The organism is Burkholderia sp. APQ4-4ca, from assembly GCF_057837105.1.
The window spans coordinates 23,325-40,502 of the sequence record NZ_JBYQCG010000139.1 but is presented as its reverse complement, the minus strand read 5'-3'; the positions used below and the strand labels follow the sequence as shown (position 1 = coordinate 40,502).

General features: G+C 69.0%; 19 protein-coding genes. 6 read left to right on the top strand and 13 right to left on the bottom strand.

The window, feature by feature from the left end; all coding sequences use genetic code 11:
- Positions 1 to 89 precede the first annotated feature (89 nt).
- Positions 90 to 2,108 (top strand): LssY C-terminal domain-containing protein, encoded by a 2,019-nt coding sequence (locus AC3IFE_RS17375; RefSeq protein WP_489191312.1) that lies wholly within the window; start codon positions 90 to 92, stop codon positions 2,106 to 2,108.
- Positions 2,109 to 2,116: 8 nt separating this feature from the next.
- On the opposite strand, the gene AC3IFE_RS17370 is transcribed toward AC3IFE_RS17375, so the two are convergent.
- Positions 2,117 to 2,323, bottom strand: coding sequence for a hypothetical protein (locus AC3IFE_RS17370; RefSeq protein WP_489191310.1), 207 nt, complete (start codon positions 2,321 to 2,323; stop codon positions 2,117 to 2,119).
- Positions 2,324 to 2,681: 358 nt separating this feature from the next.
- Here AC3IFE_RS17370 and AC3IFE_RS17365 point away from each other — a divergent pair, with 358 nt between their 5' ends.
- A complete protein-coding gene (locus AC3IFE_RS17365; RefSeq protein ID WP_275921324.1) occupies positions 2,682 to 3,191 on the top strand; it encodes a GNAT family N-acetyltransferase in 510 nt (169 codons plus the stop codon).
- 16 nt (positions 3,192 to 3,207) lie between these two features.
- Here AC3IFE_RS17365 and AC3IFE_RS17360 read toward each other — a convergent pair whose 3' ends face one another.
- The 3 genes from AC3IFE_RS17360 to AC3IFE_RS17350 form a co-directional block, all read right to left on the bottom strand.
- Positions 3,208 to 4,161, bottom strand: a complete 954-nt coding sequence (locus AC3IFE_RS17360) for a CgnE/CgnB domain-containing protein (RefSeq protein WP_489191308.1) — start codon at positions 4,159 to 4,161, stop codon at positions 3,208 to 3,210.
- 58 nt (positions 4,162 to 4,219) lie between these two features.
- On the bottom strand, positions 4,220 to 4,342 hold the full coding sequence (locus AC3IFE_RS17355) for a hypothetical protein (protein ID WP_006479692.1): 123 nt from the start codon (positions 4,340 to 4,342) through the stop codon (positions 4,220 to 4,222).
- 403 nt (positions 4,343 to 4,745) lie between these two features.
- Positions 4,746 to 5,201: an Lrp/AsnC family transcriptional regulator gene (locus tag AC3IFE_RS17350; protein ID WP_301737668.1), complete on the bottom strand. Its 456-nt coding sequence runs from the start codon at positions 5,199 to 5,201 to the stop codon at positions 4,746 to 4,748.
- Between the two features lie 116 nt (positions 5,202 to 5,317).
- Here AC3IFE_RS17350 and AC3IFE_RS17345 point away from each other — a divergent pair, with 116 nt between their 5' ends.
- Complete coding sequence (locus AC3IFE_RS17345; protein WP_489191307.1) at positions 5,318 to 5,863, top strand: RBBP9/YdeN family alpha/beta hydrolase; 546 nt, start codon at positions 5,318 to 5,320, stop codon at positions 5,861 to 5,863.
- Between the two features lie 178 nt (positions 5,864 to 6,041).
- Positions 6,042 to 7,292 (top strand): YbfB/YjiJ family MFS transporter, encoded by a 1,251-nt coding sequence (locus AC3IFE_RS17340; RefSeq protein ID WP_489191306.1) that lies wholly within the window; start codon positions 6,042 to 6,044, stop codon positions 7,290 to 7,292.
- Positions 7,293 to 7,303: 11 nt separating this feature from the next.
- On the opposite strand, the gene hpaC is transcribed toward AC3IFE_RS17340, so the two are convergent.
- Positions 7,304 to 7,849: a 4-hydroxyphenylacetate 3-monooxygenase, reductase component gene (gene hpaC / locus AC3IFE_RS17335; RefSeq protein WP_089469107.1), complete on the bottom strand. Its 546-nt coding sequence runs from the start codon at positions 7,847 to 7,849 to the stop codon at positions 7,304 to 7,306.
- A 356-nt stretch (positions 7,850 to 8,205) separates the two neighbouring features.
- Between hpaC and AC3IFE_RS17330 the strand changes: the two genes are divergently transcribed.
- The gene (locus AC3IFE_RS17330) at positions 8,206 to 8,838 is read left to right on the top strand and encodes a response regulator transcription factor (protein ID WP_089436016.1); all 633 of its coding nucleotides are present in this window, start codon (positions 8,206 to 8,208) and stop codon (positions 8,836 to 8,838) included.
- A 12-nt stretch (positions 8,839 to 8,850) separates the two neighbouring features.
- On the opposite strand, the gene AC3IFE_RS17325 is transcribed toward AC3IFE_RS17330, so the two are convergent.
- The 5 genes from AC3IFE_RS17325 to AC3IFE_RS17305 form a co-directional block, all read right to left on the bottom strand.
- Positions 8,851 to 9,594 (bottom strand): SDR family NAD(P)-dependent oxidoreductase, encoded by a 744-nt coding sequence (locus AC3IFE_RS17325; protein ID WP_489191305.1) that lies wholly within the window; start codon positions 9,592 to 9,594, stop codon positions 8,851 to 8,853.
- Positions 9,595 to 9,650: 56 nt separating this feature from the next.
- The gene (locus AC3IFE_RS17320; protein ID WP_489191303.1) at positions 9,651 to 10,775 is read right to left on the bottom strand and encodes an amidase; all 1,125 of its coding nucleotides are present in this window, start codon (positions 10,773 to 10,775) and stop codon (positions 9,651 to 9,653) included.
- Positions 10,776 to 10,806: 31 nt separating this feature from the next.
- Positions 10,807 to 11,328 carry a nuclear transport factor 2 family protein gene (locus AC3IFE_RS17315; RefSeq protein WP_489191301.1) on the bottom strand — a complete coding sequence of 174 codons (522 nt, stop codon included), beginning with the start codon at positions 11,326 to 11,328 and terminating at the stop codon, positions 10,807 to 10,809.
- 8 nt (positions 11,329 to 11,336) lie between these two features.
- Complete coding sequence (locus AC3IFE_RS17310) at positions 11,337 to 11,714, bottom strand: hypothetical protein (protein ID WP_011356094.1); 378 nt, start codon at positions 11,712 to 11,714, stop codon at positions 11,337 to 11,339.
- 96 nt (positions 11,715 to 11,810) lie between these two features.
- The gene (locus AC3IFE_RS17305) at positions 11,811 to 13,004 is read right to left on the bottom strand and encodes an acyl-CoA dehydrogenase family protein (protein WP_489191300.1); all 1,194 of its coding nucleotides are present in this window, start codon (positions 13,002 to 13,004) and stop codon (positions 11,811 to 11,813) included.
- Between the two features lie 149 nt (positions 13,005 to 13,153).
- On the opposite strand from AC3IFE_RS17305, the gene AC3IFE_RS17300 reads away from it, so the two are divergent.
- Positions 13,154 to 14,701, top strand: coding sequence for a sensor histidine kinase (locus AC3IFE_RS17300; RefSeq protein WP_489191299.1), 1,548 nt, complete (start codon positions 13,154 to 13,156; stop codon positions 14,699 to 14,701).
- A 50-nt stretch (positions 14,702 to 14,751) separates the two neighbouring features.
- On the opposite strand, the gene AC3IFE_RS17295 is transcribed toward AC3IFE_RS17300, so the two are convergent.
- The 3 genes from AC3IFE_RS17295 to AC3IFE_RS17285 form a co-directional block, all read right to left on the bottom strand.
- Positions 14,752 to 15,138, bottom strand: a complete 387-nt coding sequence (locus tag AC3IFE_RS17295) for a 2-hydroxymuconate tautomerase family protein (RefSeq protein ID WP_301737677.1) — start codon at positions 15,136 to 15,138, stop codon at positions 14,752 to 14,754.
- Positions 15,139 to 15,317: 179 nt separating this feature from the next.
- Complete coding sequence (locus AC3IFE_RS17290) at positions 15,318 to 15,821, bottom strand: aromatic-ring-hydroxylating dioxygenase subunit beta (RefSeq protein WP_489191297.1); 504 nt, start codon at positions 15,819 to 15,821, stop codon at positions 15,318 to 15,320.
- Complete coding sequence (locus AC3IFE_RS17285; protein ID WP_489191296.1) at positions 15,818 to 17,101, bottom strand: aromatic ring-hydroxylating oxygenase subunit alpha; 1,284 nt, start codon at positions 17,099 to 17,101, stop codon at positions 15,818 to 15,820. The genes AC3IFE_RS17290 and AC3IFE_RS17285 overlap by 4 nt, the downstream gene beginning before the upstream one ends.
- Positions 17,102 to 17,178: the final 77 nt, after the last annotated feature.

Below are 17,178 nucleotides of genomic sequence, written 5' to 3'. Positions count from 1 at the left end.
CGCGAGCACGCGCATGTCGCGATGAACGTATTCGATGCCTCTGCCGGCCCGCTGTTCGCGCATCGGGCCGCACCGTTCGGGAGTGTGCGATGAGCGACACGATCCATGCGTGGATCGGCGCGATCGGCGCGCATCCGCTGCTCGTACTGGCGATCGTGTTCGTGGCCGCGTGTGCCGAAGCGATCGCGCTGATCGGCACGGTCGTGCCGGCCGGCGCCGTGATGTTCGCGGCCGGGGCACTGATCGGCGCCGGTGCGCTCGACGCATGGGCGACGATCGGCGTCGCGGCCGTCGGCGCGGTGATCGGCGACGGGATCAGCTACGAACTCGGGCGACGTTACCGCGGGATGATCCGCGATACGTGGGCGCGCTTCGGCTCCGTGGGCGTCTACGCACGCGGCGAGGAGTTCGTGCTGCGTCATGGCATGAAGAGCATCGTGCTCGCGCGCTTTCTCGCGCCGGTGCGGGCGGTCGTGCCGGTCGTCGTGGGCTGCGCGACGCTGCCGCGCCGGTCGTTCTATCCGGTCAACGCGATCTCGGCGCTCGTGTGGGCGCCCGTGCACGTCGCGCCCGGCATCCTGTTCGGCGCGTCGGCCGCGCTGGCCGTGGCGATCAGCGTGCGGGTCGCCGCGATCCTGCTGGTCGTGGCCGCGCTGGTCGCGCTCGTGTGGATCGGCGTGCGCGTCGCGCTGAGACGCGGCTGGCCGTTGTTGTGTCGTGCGCTCGCCGAAGCGGTGCACGCGTGCGTGCGTCGCTGGCCGCGGTTCGGCGCGCGGCTGCACGACGGGATCGCATACCTGCGCGGGTTGCCGGGCGCGGTGCCCGCGCTCGCGCTGTTGTTCATCGGCTGCGCGTGGCTGTTCGCGGGGATCGTGCAGGACGTCGTCGCGAACGATCCGCTGATGCATGCGGACATCGCGCTGTACGCGTTCCTGCAGCGCCTGCGCACGCCGCCGGTCGACGCCGCGATGAGCGCGCTCGCCGTGCTGCATGGGCACGACACGGGGCTGATCGTCGCGGCCGCGTTTCTCGTCTGGCTGATGATTCATCGCTGCTGGCTGACGGCCGGGTGGTGGCTCGCGACGGTCGGTGTCGCCGTCGTGCTCGTGCCGGTGTTCGGCGCGGGCGCGCCCGGCGCGACGCCCATGAGCCTGCCGCCCGGCGCGCTGCACGTGCCGCTGCCGGACGGCGACGCCGCCTTCGCGATCCTCGCGAGCAGCGGCCTTGGCTGGGTGCTCGCGCGCGATCGGCCCGCGCCGTGGCGCATTCCGGTGGTGACGGCGGTCGTGCTGTGGATCGTGCTTGGCGGCTTCGCGCGGCTGTACGTCGGCGATACCTGGTTGTCGGGCCTGCTGGGCGGGTGGAGCCTCGGGCTCGCATGGTTCGCGTTGCTCGCCGGCGCCTATGCGTACTGGCGCGTACGCGAGCACGTGCAGCCGCGCGGCGCGCTCGTCGCGGTCGTCGTCGTGCTCGCGACGGCCGGCGTATGGACGGTGCCCGCGCAATGGCAGCGCGATCGCGCGGCGCGTCCGCATGTCGGCGACGTGGTCGCGATGACCGTCGACCAGTGGTTGCGTGGCGGGTGGCAGCGCGTGCCGACGCGGCGCACCGAGATCGGCGGCGACCGCGAGGAATATCTGCCGCTGCAATGGAGCGCGACGTCGGACACGCTCGACCGCCATCTCGCGCAGGCCGGCTGGCAGCGCGCGACGCCGTGGTCGCCGGCCACCGCGCTGCGCTGGCTAGTGCCGCAGGCGCCCCCCGATACGCTGCCTGTGCTGCCGCGCTATACGCATGGCGAGAGCACGCGGCGCGTATTCGTTCGCGTCGATCCGGCCCACCCGGAAAGCCGCTTGGTGCTGCGGTTGTGGCGCTATCCGTACGTGTTGCAGGATGCGCTCGGCATGCGGCCGCTGTGGTACGGCGCGCTGTATCGCGAAACGCTGCGCCGGCCGGCGCGGCTGATGACGATCGTGCACACGACGACGATCGACGATGCGGCGGCGATCGCGCACGCGTTGGCGGTGGAGCCGACGATCGCGCATCCGCCGGCGGGGATGAAGGCCGCGCCGGATGAGATGCTGCTGGTGTGGATGGTTCAGCCGTGAGGGGGCATTCAGGTTTGCGGGCCGGTAGACGGAAGACCGGAAAGGTTGCCGGCTTCGATGACCGCTTGCAGTGCGACGACGGCCGCGGCGTGATTGTCGGGACCGCCGAGCGATTCAGCCGCGACCTTCAAATAGGCGGCTGCAAGCCCGGTGGCGGTGCGTAGTTCGACGATTTCCGCGTCGTGATGCGATACAGCGCCGTGGGATGGGTTCATGGTCGCTTCGTTGATATGGGTTGGGACGGGCTAGCGAATGGCTTTGGATGTCGGCGTCACGCGGGGATCGCCGCACAAGCGCTCCCACCCTTCGTCGCATATCGGGACCAGCGTCACGGCAATCTGATTGAGCGAAAGGCGTCCGTCGTTGTCGACGTCCGGGTGTTTGATGGTCCTTGTATCTACCCAGATGTTCTGTTCACCGATGCCTAACCGGATAAGGTAGGTTTTCAGGGCAACGGCGCGCCGATGAGCGAGGGCGGCCGGATCGCTCGATTCCGCGAATCGTCGATGAATCGCGGTACGATCGCTCGTTTGCCCGTCTGGCTTGCCGACATCACCTCACGAGAGCCCCCGCATGATCACGATTCGCCCGATGACCGACGACGATTTCGCCCGCTTCTGGCCCACCTACCGCGCCATCGTCGCTGCTCAGGAAACCTATGCATTCGATCCCGAGCCGACCCAGGAAGCGGCACGCGCACAGTGGCTCGACGCGCCGCTCTGCACGTGGATCGCCGAAGAGGACGGCGTGGTGCTCGGCTCGTATTTCCTGAAGGCGAACGCGGCCGGCCCCGGCAAGCACGTGAGCAACTGCGGCTACATGGTGAGCGAGGCCGCGCGCGGCCGCGGCGTCGCGCGCCTGATGTGCGAGCACTCGCAACAGGTGGCGCGCGAGCGCGGTTTCCTCGCGATGCAGTTCAATTCGGTGGTCGCGACGAACGAGGTCGCGGTCGCGCTGTGGCAGAAGCTGGGATTCGAGATCGTCGGCCGGGTGCCGCGCGCATACCGTCACGCGCGGCTCGGCTTCGTCGACTGCTTCGTGATGTTCAAGTGGCTCGGCGACGCGGCGGCCGCCGAAGCCTGAGCAACCCGCCGCCGCGTCAGACGGCGAACGCGCCGTCGAACACGATCCGTTCGTCGAGCGCGAGCGTGCCGCGCGCGAAGATCAGGTCGAGATGGTGGCTGCCGTTTTCGCCGCCGCCGAGGCCGAGATGCAGGCCCGGATGGCGTTCCTCGAACCCCGCGTTGCGGCCGTACAGGCCGCGAATGCCGAGGTTCGTGCCGATGCCGAATTCCTCGATCCGCCGGTGATTCGCGTGCCGGTCGAGATAGGTCGTGAAATCGCGCCGGAAGCCCGCATCGTCGGTGTCGAAGTCGACGATCGTGCTGTGTTCGACATGCAGCGTCGCGAGCCGCTCGGCCACCTTGTACTTGATCGCGAACGGCACGGTGCCGAGAAACGTGCCGCTGAACACGACGGTGCCGTTCAGGTCCGTCACGTGCGTCGCGATCTCGCCGGGCACGACGTCGAGGTTGCCCATGCCGTCCACGCTCGTCCATTTCTGGTCCGGCGCGAGCGAGCCCGTCAGCGTGTTGCCGGCTTCGTCGATGAAGCGGATCCGCGACGCGCGTGCGGCGGCGTCGATCAGCCGGCCGTTGCGCGCGGCGATGTCGTCGAGCGATTCGGCGAACGCCTCGTCGAGGTGCGGGCCGTAATCCTTGAATAAAACCGATTTGCTCCAGTGTTCGACGATCGCGGGGCGGATCGCGGCGAGAAAGGGCGGCCCGCTCGGCGACGGCGTCGGCAGGCACGACGAGTCGTACAGCAGCACGAACAGGTCGGCGTCGTCGAGCGCGGCGGCGATGTCGGCGGGCGCGGTGCTTTCGAGGCAGAGGGTGGTCGCGTCGAGCGAATCGGGCAGGGCGGAAAAGGCGCGCAACGCGGTGTCGCGGTTGCGGGTGTCATAGCCGACCAGCAGTTTTCCCGATTCGCCGCGTGCCAGCTTGTCGCGCAGCGCCGGGTGAAAACCGAGCGCGCGGTGCAGGTTCAGCATGCGTATCTCCGGAAGCGGCGGAAGGGCCGAGGCCCTTCCGCGAGAACGGGTGGCCCGCTCAGACCGGCCAGAGCGCGGTGCCGAACGGCACCACGGCGTCCTCGACCATCATGTCGACGGCCTCGGGGTGCGTGTCTTCCTGCATCCAGTCAAGCAATTCGATTTGCTGGGTTTCCTGCATGTCAATTCTCCTGTGGTGAACATGAGTGATTCAACATGAAAGCGCGGCAAAAATATTGCCGCTCCTCGTTCGGAATTTTGTGAATGCCGGGCGAGTGGCGTCGATATTAGTCTGACGAATTTGCGAATGCAATGCGTTGTATTGTTTTTAGCCGAAGCGTGCTAAACACGAGGATTTTCGATCCACATATTGGAAAACATGAATAAAACGAGCGACAGATCACGCATCTTTTTTTAAGAAATCGAACCGTGCGCGACGAAATGAATTCGGTTATTTTTAATTTGAATTCAATTGACCGGATTGATGCGATTCATGTCGCTCACGAAAACCGTGTGCGCGATCGCCCGGTGCTCGAACCGGTCTGCCGATTCCATGCGTCACGCAGCCGGTCCGCCGGCGAGCGTCATCCGAGCAGCGCCTTTCCGATCGCCTTCGTCGGTTCCGAGCGCAGCACCAGCGAAGTCGTGACCGCGCCGAAGCGCGCAATCGCGTCGATGAGGGTTTCGAGCTGGCCCGGCGTCGGCACCAGCACCTTCAGCAGAAAGCAGTCCTCGCCGGTCATGCGGTGGACTTCGATGACGTGCGGCATCTCGGCGAACGCGCGCAGCGCCGGCTGGATGTGCTCGTGCGTTGTCTTGAGCCGGATGATGGCCATCATGCCCAACCCCAGCGCCGCCGGATCGATCCGCGCGCCGTAGCCGGCGATGATCCCGCGTTCTTCCAGCCGCTTGACGCGCTCCGACGTGGCGGGCTGCGACAGCCCGATGCGCCTGCCGATTTCCGACAGCGGCGTCCGCGCGTTGTCCTGTAGCGCTTCGAGGATCGCAAGATCCAGGCGATCCAGTGCTTCGTCCGGCATGACGGGCCTCCGATACCGTTGATTCATCGGCATTTTGTCTCAATAACCGATGACTTGCCATTCCATGCGGACTCACGCGTGGTCACACTCTGGGCTTCAAGTTGACGGAGGGCGTAATGGATCGAGCGATCGTGATCGTGCCGGGTATCGGCAATTCGGGACCGGATCATTGGCAGAGCCACTGGGAGGCGGCGTTTCCCGGCGCCGCGCGCATCGCGCCGGCTTCATGGGAGGAGCCCGATCTGGCCGACTGGATGGCGGCGCTGGACGAGGCCGTCGCGAACGCCGGGGCGGCCCCGCTAGTCGTTTGTCATTCACTCGGGTGTCTGTTGTTCGCGCATTGGCATGCGGTGTCGTCGCGCGCGGTGCGCGGCGCGTTTCTCGTGGCCATGCCCGACCCGGCGGGGCCGCGCTTTCCGGTTGCCGCCGCCGCGTTCGCGAACCTGCCGAACGGCGGGTTGGGGCGCGTGCCGGTGCTGGCGATCGCGAGTGCGGACGATCCGTACGATCCGTCGGGGCGCGCGCTCGAATGGGCAACGGAACACGGCGCGGCGCCGCTTCTGCTCGGCGCGCGCGGCCACCTGAACGCGGCGTCCGGGCTGGCCGGATGGGCCGAAGGGCGTGCGCTGCTGACGGCGTTTGCGGCCGGACTCGGGCGGTAGCGCGTGCCGGCGCCGGCTGGTCTCCCGCGTTTTCCGGCCGTCGTGTCGGGGAGCGGGAACCGGGCGCGGCGCCCGTCGCGGGTATGCCGCTGCCGCGTGTGCCGATTTCGTGGCTGCTCCAGTATGATCGACCGACGGCGGCGTGAGCCCCGGAACCGAACAACGAAGGAGACATCCGATGCGCGTAGTGCCGCAACCGGAGCGTGCCGGCCGCTCGCGGCCGGACGCCAGCGCAACCGATCCCGGCCGCATGGCCGCCTGGCGGCTCGCGATGTGCCTGTCGCTCGGTAGCGCGATCGCGCTCGGCCTCGCACGCTTTTCCTATGCGCTGCTGCTGCCGCCGATGAAGGCCGATCTCGGCTGGACGTTCGCGCAGGCCGGCGCGCTGAACACGGCGAACGCGGCCGGCTACCTGATCGGCGCGCTCGCGTTCCCGCTGCTGTCGCGGCGCTGGCGCGCGGGGACGCTGCTTGCCGCCGGTTGCGCGCTGACCGCCGTGCTGATGGCCGCCTGCGGGCTCGCGTCGGACATGCATGTGCTGCTCGCACAGCGACTGGCGACGGGTGTCGGCAGCGCGTTGATCTTCATCAGCGGCGGCGTGCTGGCCGCGCGGCTCGCATCCGCGTCGCCGCGCGATGCGGGGCTGCTGCTCGGCCTGTACTACGGCGGCACCGGATGGGGCATCGTCGCGTCGTCGCTGCTCGTGCCGGCCACGCTCGTGCCACGCGTGCACGGCTGGCAGCCCGCGTGGTTCGCACTCGCGACGGCGTGCGTGCTGTTCTCGGCGGTGGCCGTGCTGGCCGCGCGCCGCATCGAGCATGCGCATGCGGCACCGGCCACGCGCGCCGACGGTGCGAAACCGGCGGCGACCGCGAGCCCGGCCCGCTTCGCGCTCGCGCTGGCCGGCTACGGCCTGTTCGGCGTCGGCTATATCGGCTACATGACGTTCATCGTCGCGCTGCTGCGCGGCGCGGGGATGAGTGGCACGGTCGTCGCCGCGTTCTACGTGATGCTCGGCGTCGCGACCGTCGTGTCGGCGCGGCTGTGGTCGGGGCTGCTCGACCGGATGCGCGGCGGCCAGGCGCTCGCCGTGCTCAACGCGCTGCTCGGCGTCGCGACGCTGATGCCCGCGCTGTTCGTGCACCCGGCCGCCGCATTCGCATCGGGCTTGCTGTTCGGCGCGACGTTCCTGTCGGCGGTCGCGTCGACGACGGCCTTCGTGCGGCACAACCTGCCGCCCGACGGCTGGGCGAAGGGGATCAGCGCATTCACGACGGTCTTCGCATTCGGGCAGATCGCGGGGCCGGTCGCGATCGGCTGGGTGTCGGACAGTGCGGGGCTCGCGCGCGGGCTCGTGTACTCGGCATTGACGCTGTTCGTGGGCGCGGCATTCGCGGCCGGGCAGCGCGCGTTGCGCACGTCCGCGTAGTCATGTGCCGGTCACCGCACGCACGCGGTGCGCGACACGCGATGAAACGCGCGGCTGAAGTAGATCAGGCTGTCGCCGTCGTCGCGCACGCGAATCGACGTCGCCTCGATGAACATCACCGAATGCGAGCCGACTTCCTTCATCTCGGCGATCGTGCCCTGCAGGCTCGCGAGCGCATCGCGCAGCACCGGCACGTCCCGTTCGCCGCGATCCCACACGGGCAATGCGAAGCGCTGCTCCATCGGCAGGTCGGTGAGCCCCGCGAAGTGTCGCGCGAGCAACTCGTGCTCGGCCGGCAGCACGTTGATGCAGACCTGACGGTTGCGCTCGAAGGTCGCATGCATCGCGCTCGACCGGTTCAGGCACACGAGCAGCGTCGGCGGCGCGTCGGTGACGGAACACACGGCGCTCGCGGTAATCCCGCAGCGGCCGTGCGGGCCCGCGGTGGTGATCACGTTGACGGCCGCGCCGAGATGGGCCATCGCCTGGCGGAAGGCCTTCTGCGCGTCGGTCGGTTCGGCGCGCGCCGGTTGCGGGGTATCGGTCGTTGCGGACATGGGCGCTCCAGGTTGGATGAAGGCGGCGATCGCGGGCGCTGTCGATGCAGCCTCGCGTGGCCGACGATGACCCAAGCGTACGCCGCGAAAAGGCGGCCGACCATTCGCACGATTGGCGATCGGGATGGCGTTCCTGCCGACGCGTCTAAAGGTTCTACCTAGATGCACGCCATCGCGCGCGAAAAAAACCGCGATTGCGCGTTCGCGCGGCACGTGAAGGGGTTTGCAGCGGGTTTTCGGCTCGTTATGATGTGCCGCACCCCCAGCGAACGACGCTCGCGACACGCCGGCCACCGGCGTTGCGCGCGGCGCGTGCGATACCGATACCGATACCGACATTCAGCGAGACACCCGCGATGACGTCACCCGCACCGATCGTATATATCGTCGACGACGACGGCGGCATGCGGACGTCGCTCGCGTGGTTGCTCGAATCGGTGGGCATCGCGTCCGAAGGATTCGCGAACGCGGCCGACTTTCTCGCGCGCTTCGACGTGAACCTGCCCGCGTGCCTCGTGCTCGACGTGCGGATGCCGGAGAAAAGCGGCTTCGACGTGCAGGCCGAACTGAATGCGCGCGGTGCGACGCTGCCGGTGATCTTCGTCAGCGGACACGGCGACATTCCGATGTCGGTACGCGCGCTGCAGAACGGCGCAATCGATTTCGTCGAGAAGCCGTACAACTCGCAGCAGATGCTCGAGCGCGTGCAGCGCGCGCTGCGGCTCGCGCAGCAGCGGCACGCGGTGAGCCAGCGTCACCGCGAACTGCGCCAGCGGCTCGATGCGCTGACCGCGCGCGAGAAGGAGGTGCTGCGCGGCGTCGTGGACGGCAAGGGCAGCAAGCAGATCGCGTCGGATCTGTCGATCAGCGTGAAGACCGTCGACGTGCATCGCGCGAGCATCAAGGAGAAGCTCGGCGCGACGTCGATCGCCGCGCTCGTGCGCGACGTGATGGTCGTGTGGGGCGACGACGGCGCGTCGTCGCGATGAGGCTCGGCGCGTTCAGCGCATGTACAACCCGCCGTTGATGTCCCAGCACGCACCGTTCGCGAAATGCGCGTCGCCCGACGCGAGCAGCACGGCCGCATCCGCGACGAAACCGGCCGATCCGAGCTTGCCGCCCGGCAGGCTCGCGAGCACCTGACGCAGTTTTTCGGGCGCGACGCTTTCGTACACGATCGGCAGATCGAGCGGCCCCGGTGAGATCGCGTTGACGGTCACGCCCTGCGCGGCGAGATCGCGTGCGAACACCTTGGTCAGCGTCAGCGTGCCGCCTTTCGCGGCCGCGTAGTGCGCGCCCGTCGCGGAGCCGCCGTTCTGCCCGGCGAGCGACGCGATGTTGACGATGCGGCCCGCGCCGCGCTGCGCGAAGTACTGGCCGAACACCTGGCAGCCGAACAGCACGCTGCGCAGGTTCACGTCGATCACGTGGTCGAACTGCTCGGCCGTGATCTCCATCGCCGGCACGACCTTCGATGCGCCCGCGTTGTTGACGAGCACGTCGATCGTGCCCCAGCGCGCGACGAGCGCATCGCGCGCCGCTTCGAAATCGCGTTTCGACGTGACGTCGAGCGGCAGCGCGATCGCGCGTTCGCCGCTCGGGTCGAGTTCGCGTGCATGCGCTTGAACGGCGTCGGCGGCGATGTCGGCCAGTGCGACGCGATAGCCGGCCGCATGGAAGCGTTCGGCGAGGACGGCGCCGAGCCCGCGCGCGGCGCCGGTGACGAGGACGACTCGATCTGACATGGTGTGGCGTTCCGTGGTTCGCGGGCGCACGCCTGTGGCGGCGCTCGCATCGTGGTTCATGCGGCCAATGCCGCTTCGAAGTGTGCCGCGATCGCGCAGACCCGTTCGTCCGCGCCCTTGCGTCCGACGATCTGCAAGCCGGCCTTCAACGGCGAACCGGCGAGCGGCAGCGGCAGGCTGAGCGCCGGATGGCCACTCAGGTTGAACGGCCGGATCAGCGACGACATCGCGATCACCGAGACGCCGTCGCGGGCCTGTTGCAGCGTGATCGGCAGTGCGGGCAGCGTCGGCAGCACCAGCACGTCCGCGTGTTCGAGCGCGGCATCGACCTGCGCGGTGAAGCGTGCGCGCACGGCTTCGGCTTGCGCGAGCGCGGCCGGTGTCGTCGTCGCGGCCGTGCGCAGTCGTGCGTCGAGATCGGCGCCGAGCTTGCCTGTTTCGACCAGATGACCGAACGCGCGCGACGTTTCCGCATTGATCACGGCCAGCCCTGCCGCGAACGCGGCCGGCATTTCATCGAGCACGACCGTATGCGAACGCAGACCCGACGCGCGAACGGCCGCATCGAGCGCGGCCGCGATCGCCGGATCGGCTTCGACGGCGAGTTGCGCGACCGTGCAGCCTTCGACGGAGGCGCTCGCCTGCGCGCGTTCGAAACCTGGCGCGATCGCGGCCATCACCGCGACGAGCGTGCGGATTTCGCGCGCGAACGGCCCGACGCAATCGAGCGTGGTGTCCGCGGGCGCGACGCCGCGCCGTGACACGCGGCCGAACGTCGGTTTCAGTCCGGCCACGCCGCAGCACGCGGCCGGCCCGCGAATCGAGCCGCCGGTATCGGTGCCGAGCGCCGCGTCGACGGCGCCGAGCCCGACGAGCGACGCGGACCCGCTCGACGAGCCGCCCGGAATGCGCGTGGCGTCCTGCGGATTGACGGGCGTGCCCGTGTAGTCGTTGATGCCGGTCATGCCGAACGCGAGCTCGTGCATGTTCGCCTTGCCGGCGATCTGCCAGCCGGCGTCCAGCAGCAGGCGGACCACGTCCGCATGCCGCGTGGCGGGCGGCGCATCGGCGAGCGCGCGGCTCGCCGCGCGGGTCGGATGGCCGGCGATGTCGATCGTGTCCTTGATCGCGATCGTCGGGCCCGGGCCGCCGAGCGTGAAGGTGTCGATGAATCCTGTCATGGTCGGTATCGTGCGAAAGCAGCGGGAAACATCAGGCCCGTGGCGCGGCGGCGAGCGGCCACGGGCCGTCGAGCACGCGTTCGGTGCGGAAATGGCGAATCAGCCAGGCGGAGCCGTCGGCGGCCGGCGCGAAATCGATCGTCAGCCGCGCGGCGATCAGCTCGGCCGAGCCGTTTGCGTAGCGCGACGCTTGCAGCATGATCCAGCGGCCGCGCGCGCTGGCATGGCCGGCGCCGATCTCGATCGACTCCGACGTCAGAAAGTGCAGGTTCGCCGAGAAATGCGGATCGGGCGGCAGATAGCGGCCGAGCATCGCGACGATCGCCGCCGTGCCTTCGAGGCGGCCGAACTTCTTCGTGTACTGCGGGCCGATGCCTTCCCACACGGCGTCCGCCGTGAACAGTTCGGCCAGCGACGGGCCCTCGCCAGCCGCTTCGGGCACGTCGCACAGCGCCATGTAGCGCGTGATCGTCGCGCGCACCGCGCGCTCGGCGTCGAGCGCCGCGACGCGCTGCGCGAGCGCGTCGATCGCAGCGGGAGACAAGTCGATCATCGCGCGTCTCACGCCGCGGGCTTCGCGGCCGGCGGCACGGTCAGCGCGCGGCCGACGCGTGCCTCGATCTTGCCGTAGCGCCACAGGTTGTATTCGCCGACGGGCGTCGTGCGGTACAGGTTGCACACGGCGACCGTCGTGTCGAAATCGGCGACGTCGGCCATGATGTAGAAGGTCCACGGCGCGCCGTCGGCCTGGCCGACCACGAGGCGGTCGTCGTCCATCACGCCGAGCACGCGCACGCCGGGCATCGCTTCGACGGCCGCGAGCATTGCACCATACGCCTGCCACACTTCGCCGATCTTCTCGCGCGGCAGGTCGAAGAAATTCTGCGACACGCCGCAGCAGAACAGCACGCGCAGCGGCAGCGGATTCGAATCGGACATATCGGGTTCTCCAGAGGGATCGGTGGGGTGCGCGAGGCGGCCGGCGACGGCGCGGCGGCTTTATGCGCGTTCATCAAAAGTGTCGGTCGATGCCGGTTACAGATAGCCGGGAAACGGCGTGACGCCGGTGAACACCGCGCCCGCGCCGTCGAAGTTGCCTTCGGCGAGGAACGCGTGCTGCGTGACGACCATCGCATCGCGCAGCAACCGCTGCAGCGGATGCGACCGATAGATCGCCGCCGTGCCGCCGAGGCGGTATGCGCGCTCGACGACGCTCGCGCCTTCGCGGGCGATCTGCGTGGCCGCGAGCCGCAGCAGGCTGACCTGATCGGGCGTCACCGCGTTGCCGGCGAGGATCGATTGCCACACGGTATCGGTCGCATCGTAGAAGAACGCGCGCGCCGAGCGCAGTTGCGCTTCCGCCTTTGCGAGCTCGATGCGGAAATACGCGCGATCGGCGAGACGCGGGGCGCCGGTCGTCGTCTGGCGGCCGCCCGACATCCGGTTCACGACGTCGAGCGCCGCGCGCGCGAGGCCGAGGTTGACGACGGCCAGCACCTGCGCCGCATACGCGACGGTCGGGTAGCGGTACAGCGGCTCGTCGACGGTCGCCTCGCCGCCGCGCACGAAGGTCCACGCCTCGGGCACGAAGCGGTCGTTCACGCGCAGGTCATGGCTGCCGGTGCCCTGCATGCCGACCACGCTCCAGTTCTCGACGATCTCGACGTCGGCGGCGCGGAACACGGCCGTGCGCGGCTTGTTCGGCGCGGCGTGCTGCGCGCCGGGCACCGCGATGCCGACGCCGAGCCAGTCGGCGCCCTTGCAGCCGCTCGCGAATTTCCACGTGCCGTTCACGCGCCAGCCGCCCGGCGCGTCCTGCGCGGGCTGCACCGGGAACAGGCCGCCCGCGAACACCTGGTCGGGGCCGCTCGCGTACAGCTCGGCCTGCGTGTCGAGCGGCAGCGCGGCGAGATAGACGTTCGCGGAGCCGAAGCTCGCGACCCACGCGGCCGAGCCGTCGGCGGTCGCGATTCGTTCGATCATGTCGAGGAACGCGGTCGGCGCGAGCGCATCGCCGCCGAAGCGGCGCGGCGTGCCCGCGCGATAGATGCCGGCCTGCTTGAACAGCGCGATCACGTCGCGCGGCACGTGCGACAGCCGGTCGAATTCGTCGCGGCGCGCGGCGACGGTTTCGATCACCGCGTCGAGCGGCGACAACGGCGTGGCCGCGGGGCGTGCCGCGGCCGGCGAGGTCGGCGCGGATTCGATGGCGAGGGCGGCTTGCGGCATGAAAGTCTCCTGGGGATGGGGGCGATGTCGATGTCGGTTGTCGGGGGCAAGACGATGCAGCCAGTCTAGAAACGCCGAAAACACGCAGCAATTGGTGCGTTGGGCCGCGCGACTGGTGACGCTCCGTGCCGGCCTAAAGAAATCTTCAGATGCGATCGGCGCGCGCCGGTGCTATGTTGGGTTTCCGGCCGCGCGATGCCGCGCGCCTTCCTCCGAATCCGATCATGAGTTTTCCCGACGAAGACGATTTCCACCGGCTGCTCGACGCGCTGACCACATGCGTGCTGCTGCACGACGCGCGCACCCGGGCGATCGTGTGGGCGAATCGCGCCGCGTGCATCGCGCTCGGCTTTTCCGTCGAGGAATTGCTGCCGCTGAAGGCGCCGGACATGACGCGCCCCGAGCCGAAGTACCGGCGCGAGATCGCGGTGAGCGCGTGGGATCGTGCGCTCGTCGATGGCCCGCAGGTGTACGAATGGTGCTATCGCTCGCGTACGGGCGTCGACATGCTGTCCGAGGCCACCGCGACCTACGTGCCGCTGCGCGGGCGCGACGTCGTGATGGTGCAGTTTCGCGACATCAGCGCGGAAGAGGCGGTGCGCCAGCAGTTGCGCCGCTACGAGGCGCGGCTGCGCGAGTTCATGCAGGATCTCGACGAAGGGATCGCGGTCGTGACGCCGCACGGCGGCGTGCAGTTCATCAGCGAGTCGGGCCGCCGCGTGCTCGGGCTCGCGCCCGACGAGCCGCTCGGCGAGGTGCTCGACTACTGCTCGGCGGCCGACCGCGACCGGCTCGTCGCGCAGTTGCGCGACGCGCCGTCCGCGTGCCCGTCCGCGCCGCAGCGCTACCGGATCGTGCGGCGCGACGGCTCGGCATGCTGGCTGCGCATCCTGTGCCGGCAGGTCGAGATCGAAGGCGATCTCGACGGGCTGCTCGTGCAGTTTCGCGACGTGAGCGACGAAGTCGCGATCGAGGACGCGCGGCGCGCCGAGGCGCGGATGCTCGAATACGCGGGCCGCTACAACGCGATGGGCGAGATGGCGACCGTGATCGCGCACGAACTGAGCCAGCCGCTCGCGGCCGTGCGCAATTTCATCGAAGGCGCGGTGCGGCGGCTGAACGGCAACGGCGCCGTCGACGACGCGATCTGGGGGCTGCGCAGTGCGGACCGGCAGGCCGAGCATGCGGCGCTGATCATCAAGAGCGTGCGCGAATTCATCGTGAAGCGCGAGCCGGTCGTCGCACGGGCCGACCTGCGCGACATCCTCGCGGACGTCGCGTACTTCATCGAGCTGCGCGCGAAGGAGGCCGGCGTGACGGTCGCGATCGTGCAGGCCGACGCGCCGCTGCCGATCCGCTGCGAGCGCGTGCTGATCGGGCAGGTGATCCTGAATCTCGCGTTCAATGCGATCGAGGCATTCGCCAGTTGCGAGCGCGTGCCGCGCACGCTGACGCTCGGCACCGCGAACGTGGCCGGCCAGGCGGAGTTGCGGGCGATCGACAACGGGCCCGGCATCGAGGCCGGCGCGCACGACCGGCTGTTCGACGGCTTCTCGTCGTCGAAGGCAGGCGGCAACGGGATCGGGTTGTCGCTGTGCAAGAGCATCGTCACGCGCCACGGCGGGCGAATCGCCGCGAACCCGGCCGCGGGCGGCGGGCTCGACTGCCGCGTGACGCTGCCGCTCGCCGACGGTTGAGCGCAACCGCACGGACGCGTGGCGGCGAGGCAGCGACGCGCGACGCATGGTCAGCGTCCCAGCGCTCGCGCGGTCTGGCCGCCGATGCCGAAGTCGGTGTTCGGAATGTCCTTGATGATCACGCGCGTCGCCTGCAGCGGCGCATCGAGCACGTTCGCGCCCGCGTCGGACAGCGCGGCGATCAGCGCGCGCTTCTGTTCGTCGGTGCGCCCGGCGATCAGGATCGCGACGATCACCGGCAGCGACGGCGGCGCGCCGTCCGCGGCGCTGCGGCCGGCGAGGCCGATATGCGTCGCGGGCAATTCGGTGAGCAGCACGCGCACCGATTCGATCGGTGCGCCGATCGCGTCGACGGTCGCGTGGCTGAGTCGTGCGATCAGTTCGGCCTTGCGCGCGTCGTCGTGGCCGGCCGGCAGGAAAACTTCGAGTGTGGGCATGAGGGGCCGGAAAGGTGAAGGTGACGGGCTCACCGTTGCGTGAGCGATGGCGAAGCGCCCGCCGCTGAAAGGTGAAGGTGACCGGTTCACCTTTGCGCGGGCGACGGCGAACCGGCAGTCGCTCACAGGTGAAGGTGCCCACCTCACCATTGCGTTGGCGACGGTGAGCCGGCCACGGCTTACAGCAGGAAGCCGATCGCGCTGAGCGCTTCGGTCGAGTCGATCAGGCGCACGACTTTCTCGGCGATCCGCATCTCGCCTTCGGCATCCACGTGCAGCTTGTGCGTGACGTCGGCCGCGAACAGCGTCGCGACGCCGCGCTTGTACGCGACCACGACCTGCGCCGATTTCAGCTCGACGGTATCGGCGCTGCCGCTTTCCAGCGTGAAGCGCGACACGGTGCGCACCGTGCGCGCCGCGTCGGCGGCCGACGCCGAATAGCCGGACACCATCCGCTGCACGCGCTTCTCGCGCATGTCCTGGTCGTCGAACACGTAGTTCAGCGTCGCCGCGAAATCGGTCGCGTCGGGATCGATCGGCACCACGTAGTGGCCGGCCGGCTCCCACAGGTCGAGCCACGCGCGGTAGTCGCGGCGGTCGAGCATCTCGGCTTCGCGCCACACGAATTCGACCGCGCGGGCGAAGGTCTGCTCGGAAAAGAGGGCGTTGCGGTCGTCCATCATTGCTGCTCCATCATGTTGCGCCATTGCCGGTAGGCCTCGCGCATGCCGGTTTCGTCGGTCGCGTGCGCGGTCTTTTCGCCGTTCGCGGCGGTCGTCTCGCGGTTCAGCCCGCGATTCACGAGGATCGGTACGTCGGGCCCCGCATGCGCGCCGCGCTGCACGCGCTCCCACGCTTCCGCATCGTCGGGGCTGCCGAAGCCGAACGGGCCCTGGAAATGCTCGTGGATGCGCAGCCGCTCGCGGTTCGCTTCGTCGGGGCCGCCGTCCATCGCGAGCGCGACGTGGCGGATCTCGGTTTCGTTCGCGGAGATCGGCCGCAGCACGCGGAAGAACGCCATCGACAGCGCGAGGTTCGGGAACAGGTTCAGGTTGAAGCCGACGCCCATCAGCGAGCGCACGATGCGGCGCACCGCTTCGGGCGGGTGACGCTCGGCGAGTTTCGCCGCGAGCGGCGCGAAGCGTTCGGGCAGCGGTGCGCCGTCGTCTTCGTCGAGGTCGATCAGCTCCGGCATCAGCACCGCGAGGCTGTGGCCGTTGCCGAGCGCGCGGCAGAACGCGTGCTCGCTCGTCATGAAGCTCGTGATCGCGGCGGCCGTCTCGTCGTCGATCGACTTCATCCACGACTTGTGCACGACCGGGAAGTGATAGAGATCGGTGGTGTTCTCGAGCTGGATCTTCCAGTTGCCCTTGAACTTGAACTTGTGCTCGCCGTTCGCCTTGATCGGGTAGCCGGCGCCCTGTTTCATGAACAGGTCGATCCACGGCTTCGCGCCGCCGAGGAAATCCTCGAGCGGCTCGATCGCGTCGTTGAAGCTCGCGAACACGAGCCCCCGGTACACGCCGACGCGCAGCTTCACGAGCGGCAGGTCGCCTTTCTCGCACACGCCTTCGTAGCCGTCGCCGTAGGGCAGCGCGCGCAGCGCGCCGTCGAGTGCGTACGACCAGCTGTGATACGGGCACGTGAAGCCCTTCGCGTTGCCCTTGTGCGCTTCGCACACGGTCGCGCCGCGATGGCGGCAGCGGTTCTGCAGCACGTTGATCTCGCCGGTCTTGTCGCGCACGACGATCACCGGCTGCCGGCCGATCGTCGTCGTGACGAAGTCGCCCGGGTTCGGCAGTTCGCTCTCGTGCGCGACCCAGATCCAGGTGCGGTAGAAGATGCGGTCGAGCTCGGCTTCGAACAGCGCGGGATCGTGATACATCGCGGGCGCGATGCGGTCGGGCTGCGCGAGGCCGTGCAACGCGCGGGTGTCGATCGTCTGGTAGGGAATGTCGCTCATCGTCGTCGTGGGGAAAGAGTCGCGAAAATCGGGCCGGGCTGTGCGCGGCGTCCGAAGACGAGTCTCGTCTTCTGCCG

What these genes read in the sequence shown, in the direction of transcription:
- AC3IFE_RS17320 (WP_489191303.1), bottom strand. Translation starts at nt 10,775, where the DNA reads ATGACAGGATTCATCGACACCTTCACGCTCGGCGGCCCGGGCCCGACG.
- hpaC (WP_089469107.1), bottom strand. Translation starts at nt 7,849, where the DNA reads ATGTCCGCAACGACCGATACCCCGCAACCGGCGCGCGCCGAACCGACC.
- AC3IFE_RS17295 (WP_301737677.1), bottom strand. Translation starts at nt 15,138, where the DNA reads ATGCCCACACTCGAAGTTTTCCTGCCGGCCGGCCACGACGACGCGCGC.
- AC3IFE_RS17305 (WP_489191300.1), bottom strand. Translation starts at nt 13,004, where the DNA reads ATGCCGCAAGCCGCCCTCGCCATCGAATCCGCGCCGACCTCGCCGGCC.
- AC3IFE_RS17340 (WP_489191306.1), top strand. Translation starts at nt 6,042, where the DNA reads ATGCGCGTAGTGCCGCAACCGGAGCGTGCCGGCCGCTCGCGGCCGGAC.
- AC3IFE_RS17375 (WP_489191312.1), top strand. Translation starts at nt 90, where the DNA reads ATGAGCGACACGATCCATGCGTGGATCGGCGCGATCGGCGCGCATCCG.
- AC3IFE_RS17310 (WP_011356094.1), bottom strand. Translation starts at nt 11,714, where the DNA reads ATGTCCGATTCGAATCCGCTGCCGCTGCGCGTGCTGTTCTGCTGCGGC.
- AC3IFE_RS17300 (WP_489191299.1), top strand. Translation starts at nt 13,154, where the DNA reads ATGCGATCGGCGCGCGCCGGTGCTATGTTGGGTTTCCGGCCGCGCGAT.
- AC3IFE_RS17350 (WP_301737668.1), bottom strand. Translation starts at nt 5,201, where the DNA reads ATGCCGGACGAAGCACTGGATCGCCTGGATCTTGCGATCCTCGAAGCG.
- AC3IFE_RS17365 (WP_275921324.1), top strand. Translation starts at nt 2,682, where the DNA reads ATGATCACGATTCGCCCGATGACCGACGACGATTTCGCCCGCTTCTGG.
- AC3IFE_RS17330 (WP_089436016.1), top strand. Translation starts at nt 8,206, where the DNA reads ATGACGTCACCCGCACCGATCGTATATATCGTCGACGACGACGGCGGC.
- AC3IFE_RS17285 (WP_489191296.1), bottom strand. Translation starts at nt 17,101, where the DNA reads ATGAGCGACATTCCCTACCAGACGATCGACACCCGCGCGTTGCACGGC.
- AC3IFE_RS17355 (WP_006479692.1), bottom strand. Translation starts at nt 4,342, where the DNA reads ATGCAGGAAACCCAGCAAATCGAATTGCTTGACTGGATGCAGGAAGAC.
- AC3IFE_RS17325 (WP_489191305.1), bottom strand. Translation starts at nt 9,594, where the DNA reads ATGTCAGATCGAGTCGTCCTCGTCACCGGCGCCGCGCGCGGGCTCGGC.
- AC3IFE_RS17370 (WP_489191310.1), bottom strand. Translation starts at nt 2,323, where the DNA reads ATGAACCCATCCCACGGCGCTGTATCGCATCACGACGCGGAAATCGTC.
- AC3IFE_RS17345 (WP_489191307.1), top strand. Translation starts at nt 5,318, where the DNA reads ATGGATCGAGCGATCGTGATCGTGCCGGGTATCGGCAATTCGGGACCG.
- AC3IFE_RS17290 (WP_489191297.1), bottom strand. Translation starts at nt 15,821, where the DNA reads ATGATGGACGACCGCAACGCCCTCTTTTCCGAGCAGACCTTCGCCCGC.
- AC3IFE_RS17315 (WP_489191301.1), bottom strand. Translation starts at nt 11,328, where the DNA reads ATGATCGACTTGTCTCCCGCTGCGATCGACGCGCTCGCGCAGCGCGTC.
- AC3IFE_RS17360 (WP_489191308.1), bottom strand. Translation starts at nt 4,161, where the DNA reads ATGCTGAACCTGCACCGCGCGCTCGGTTTTCACCCGGCGCTGCGCGAC.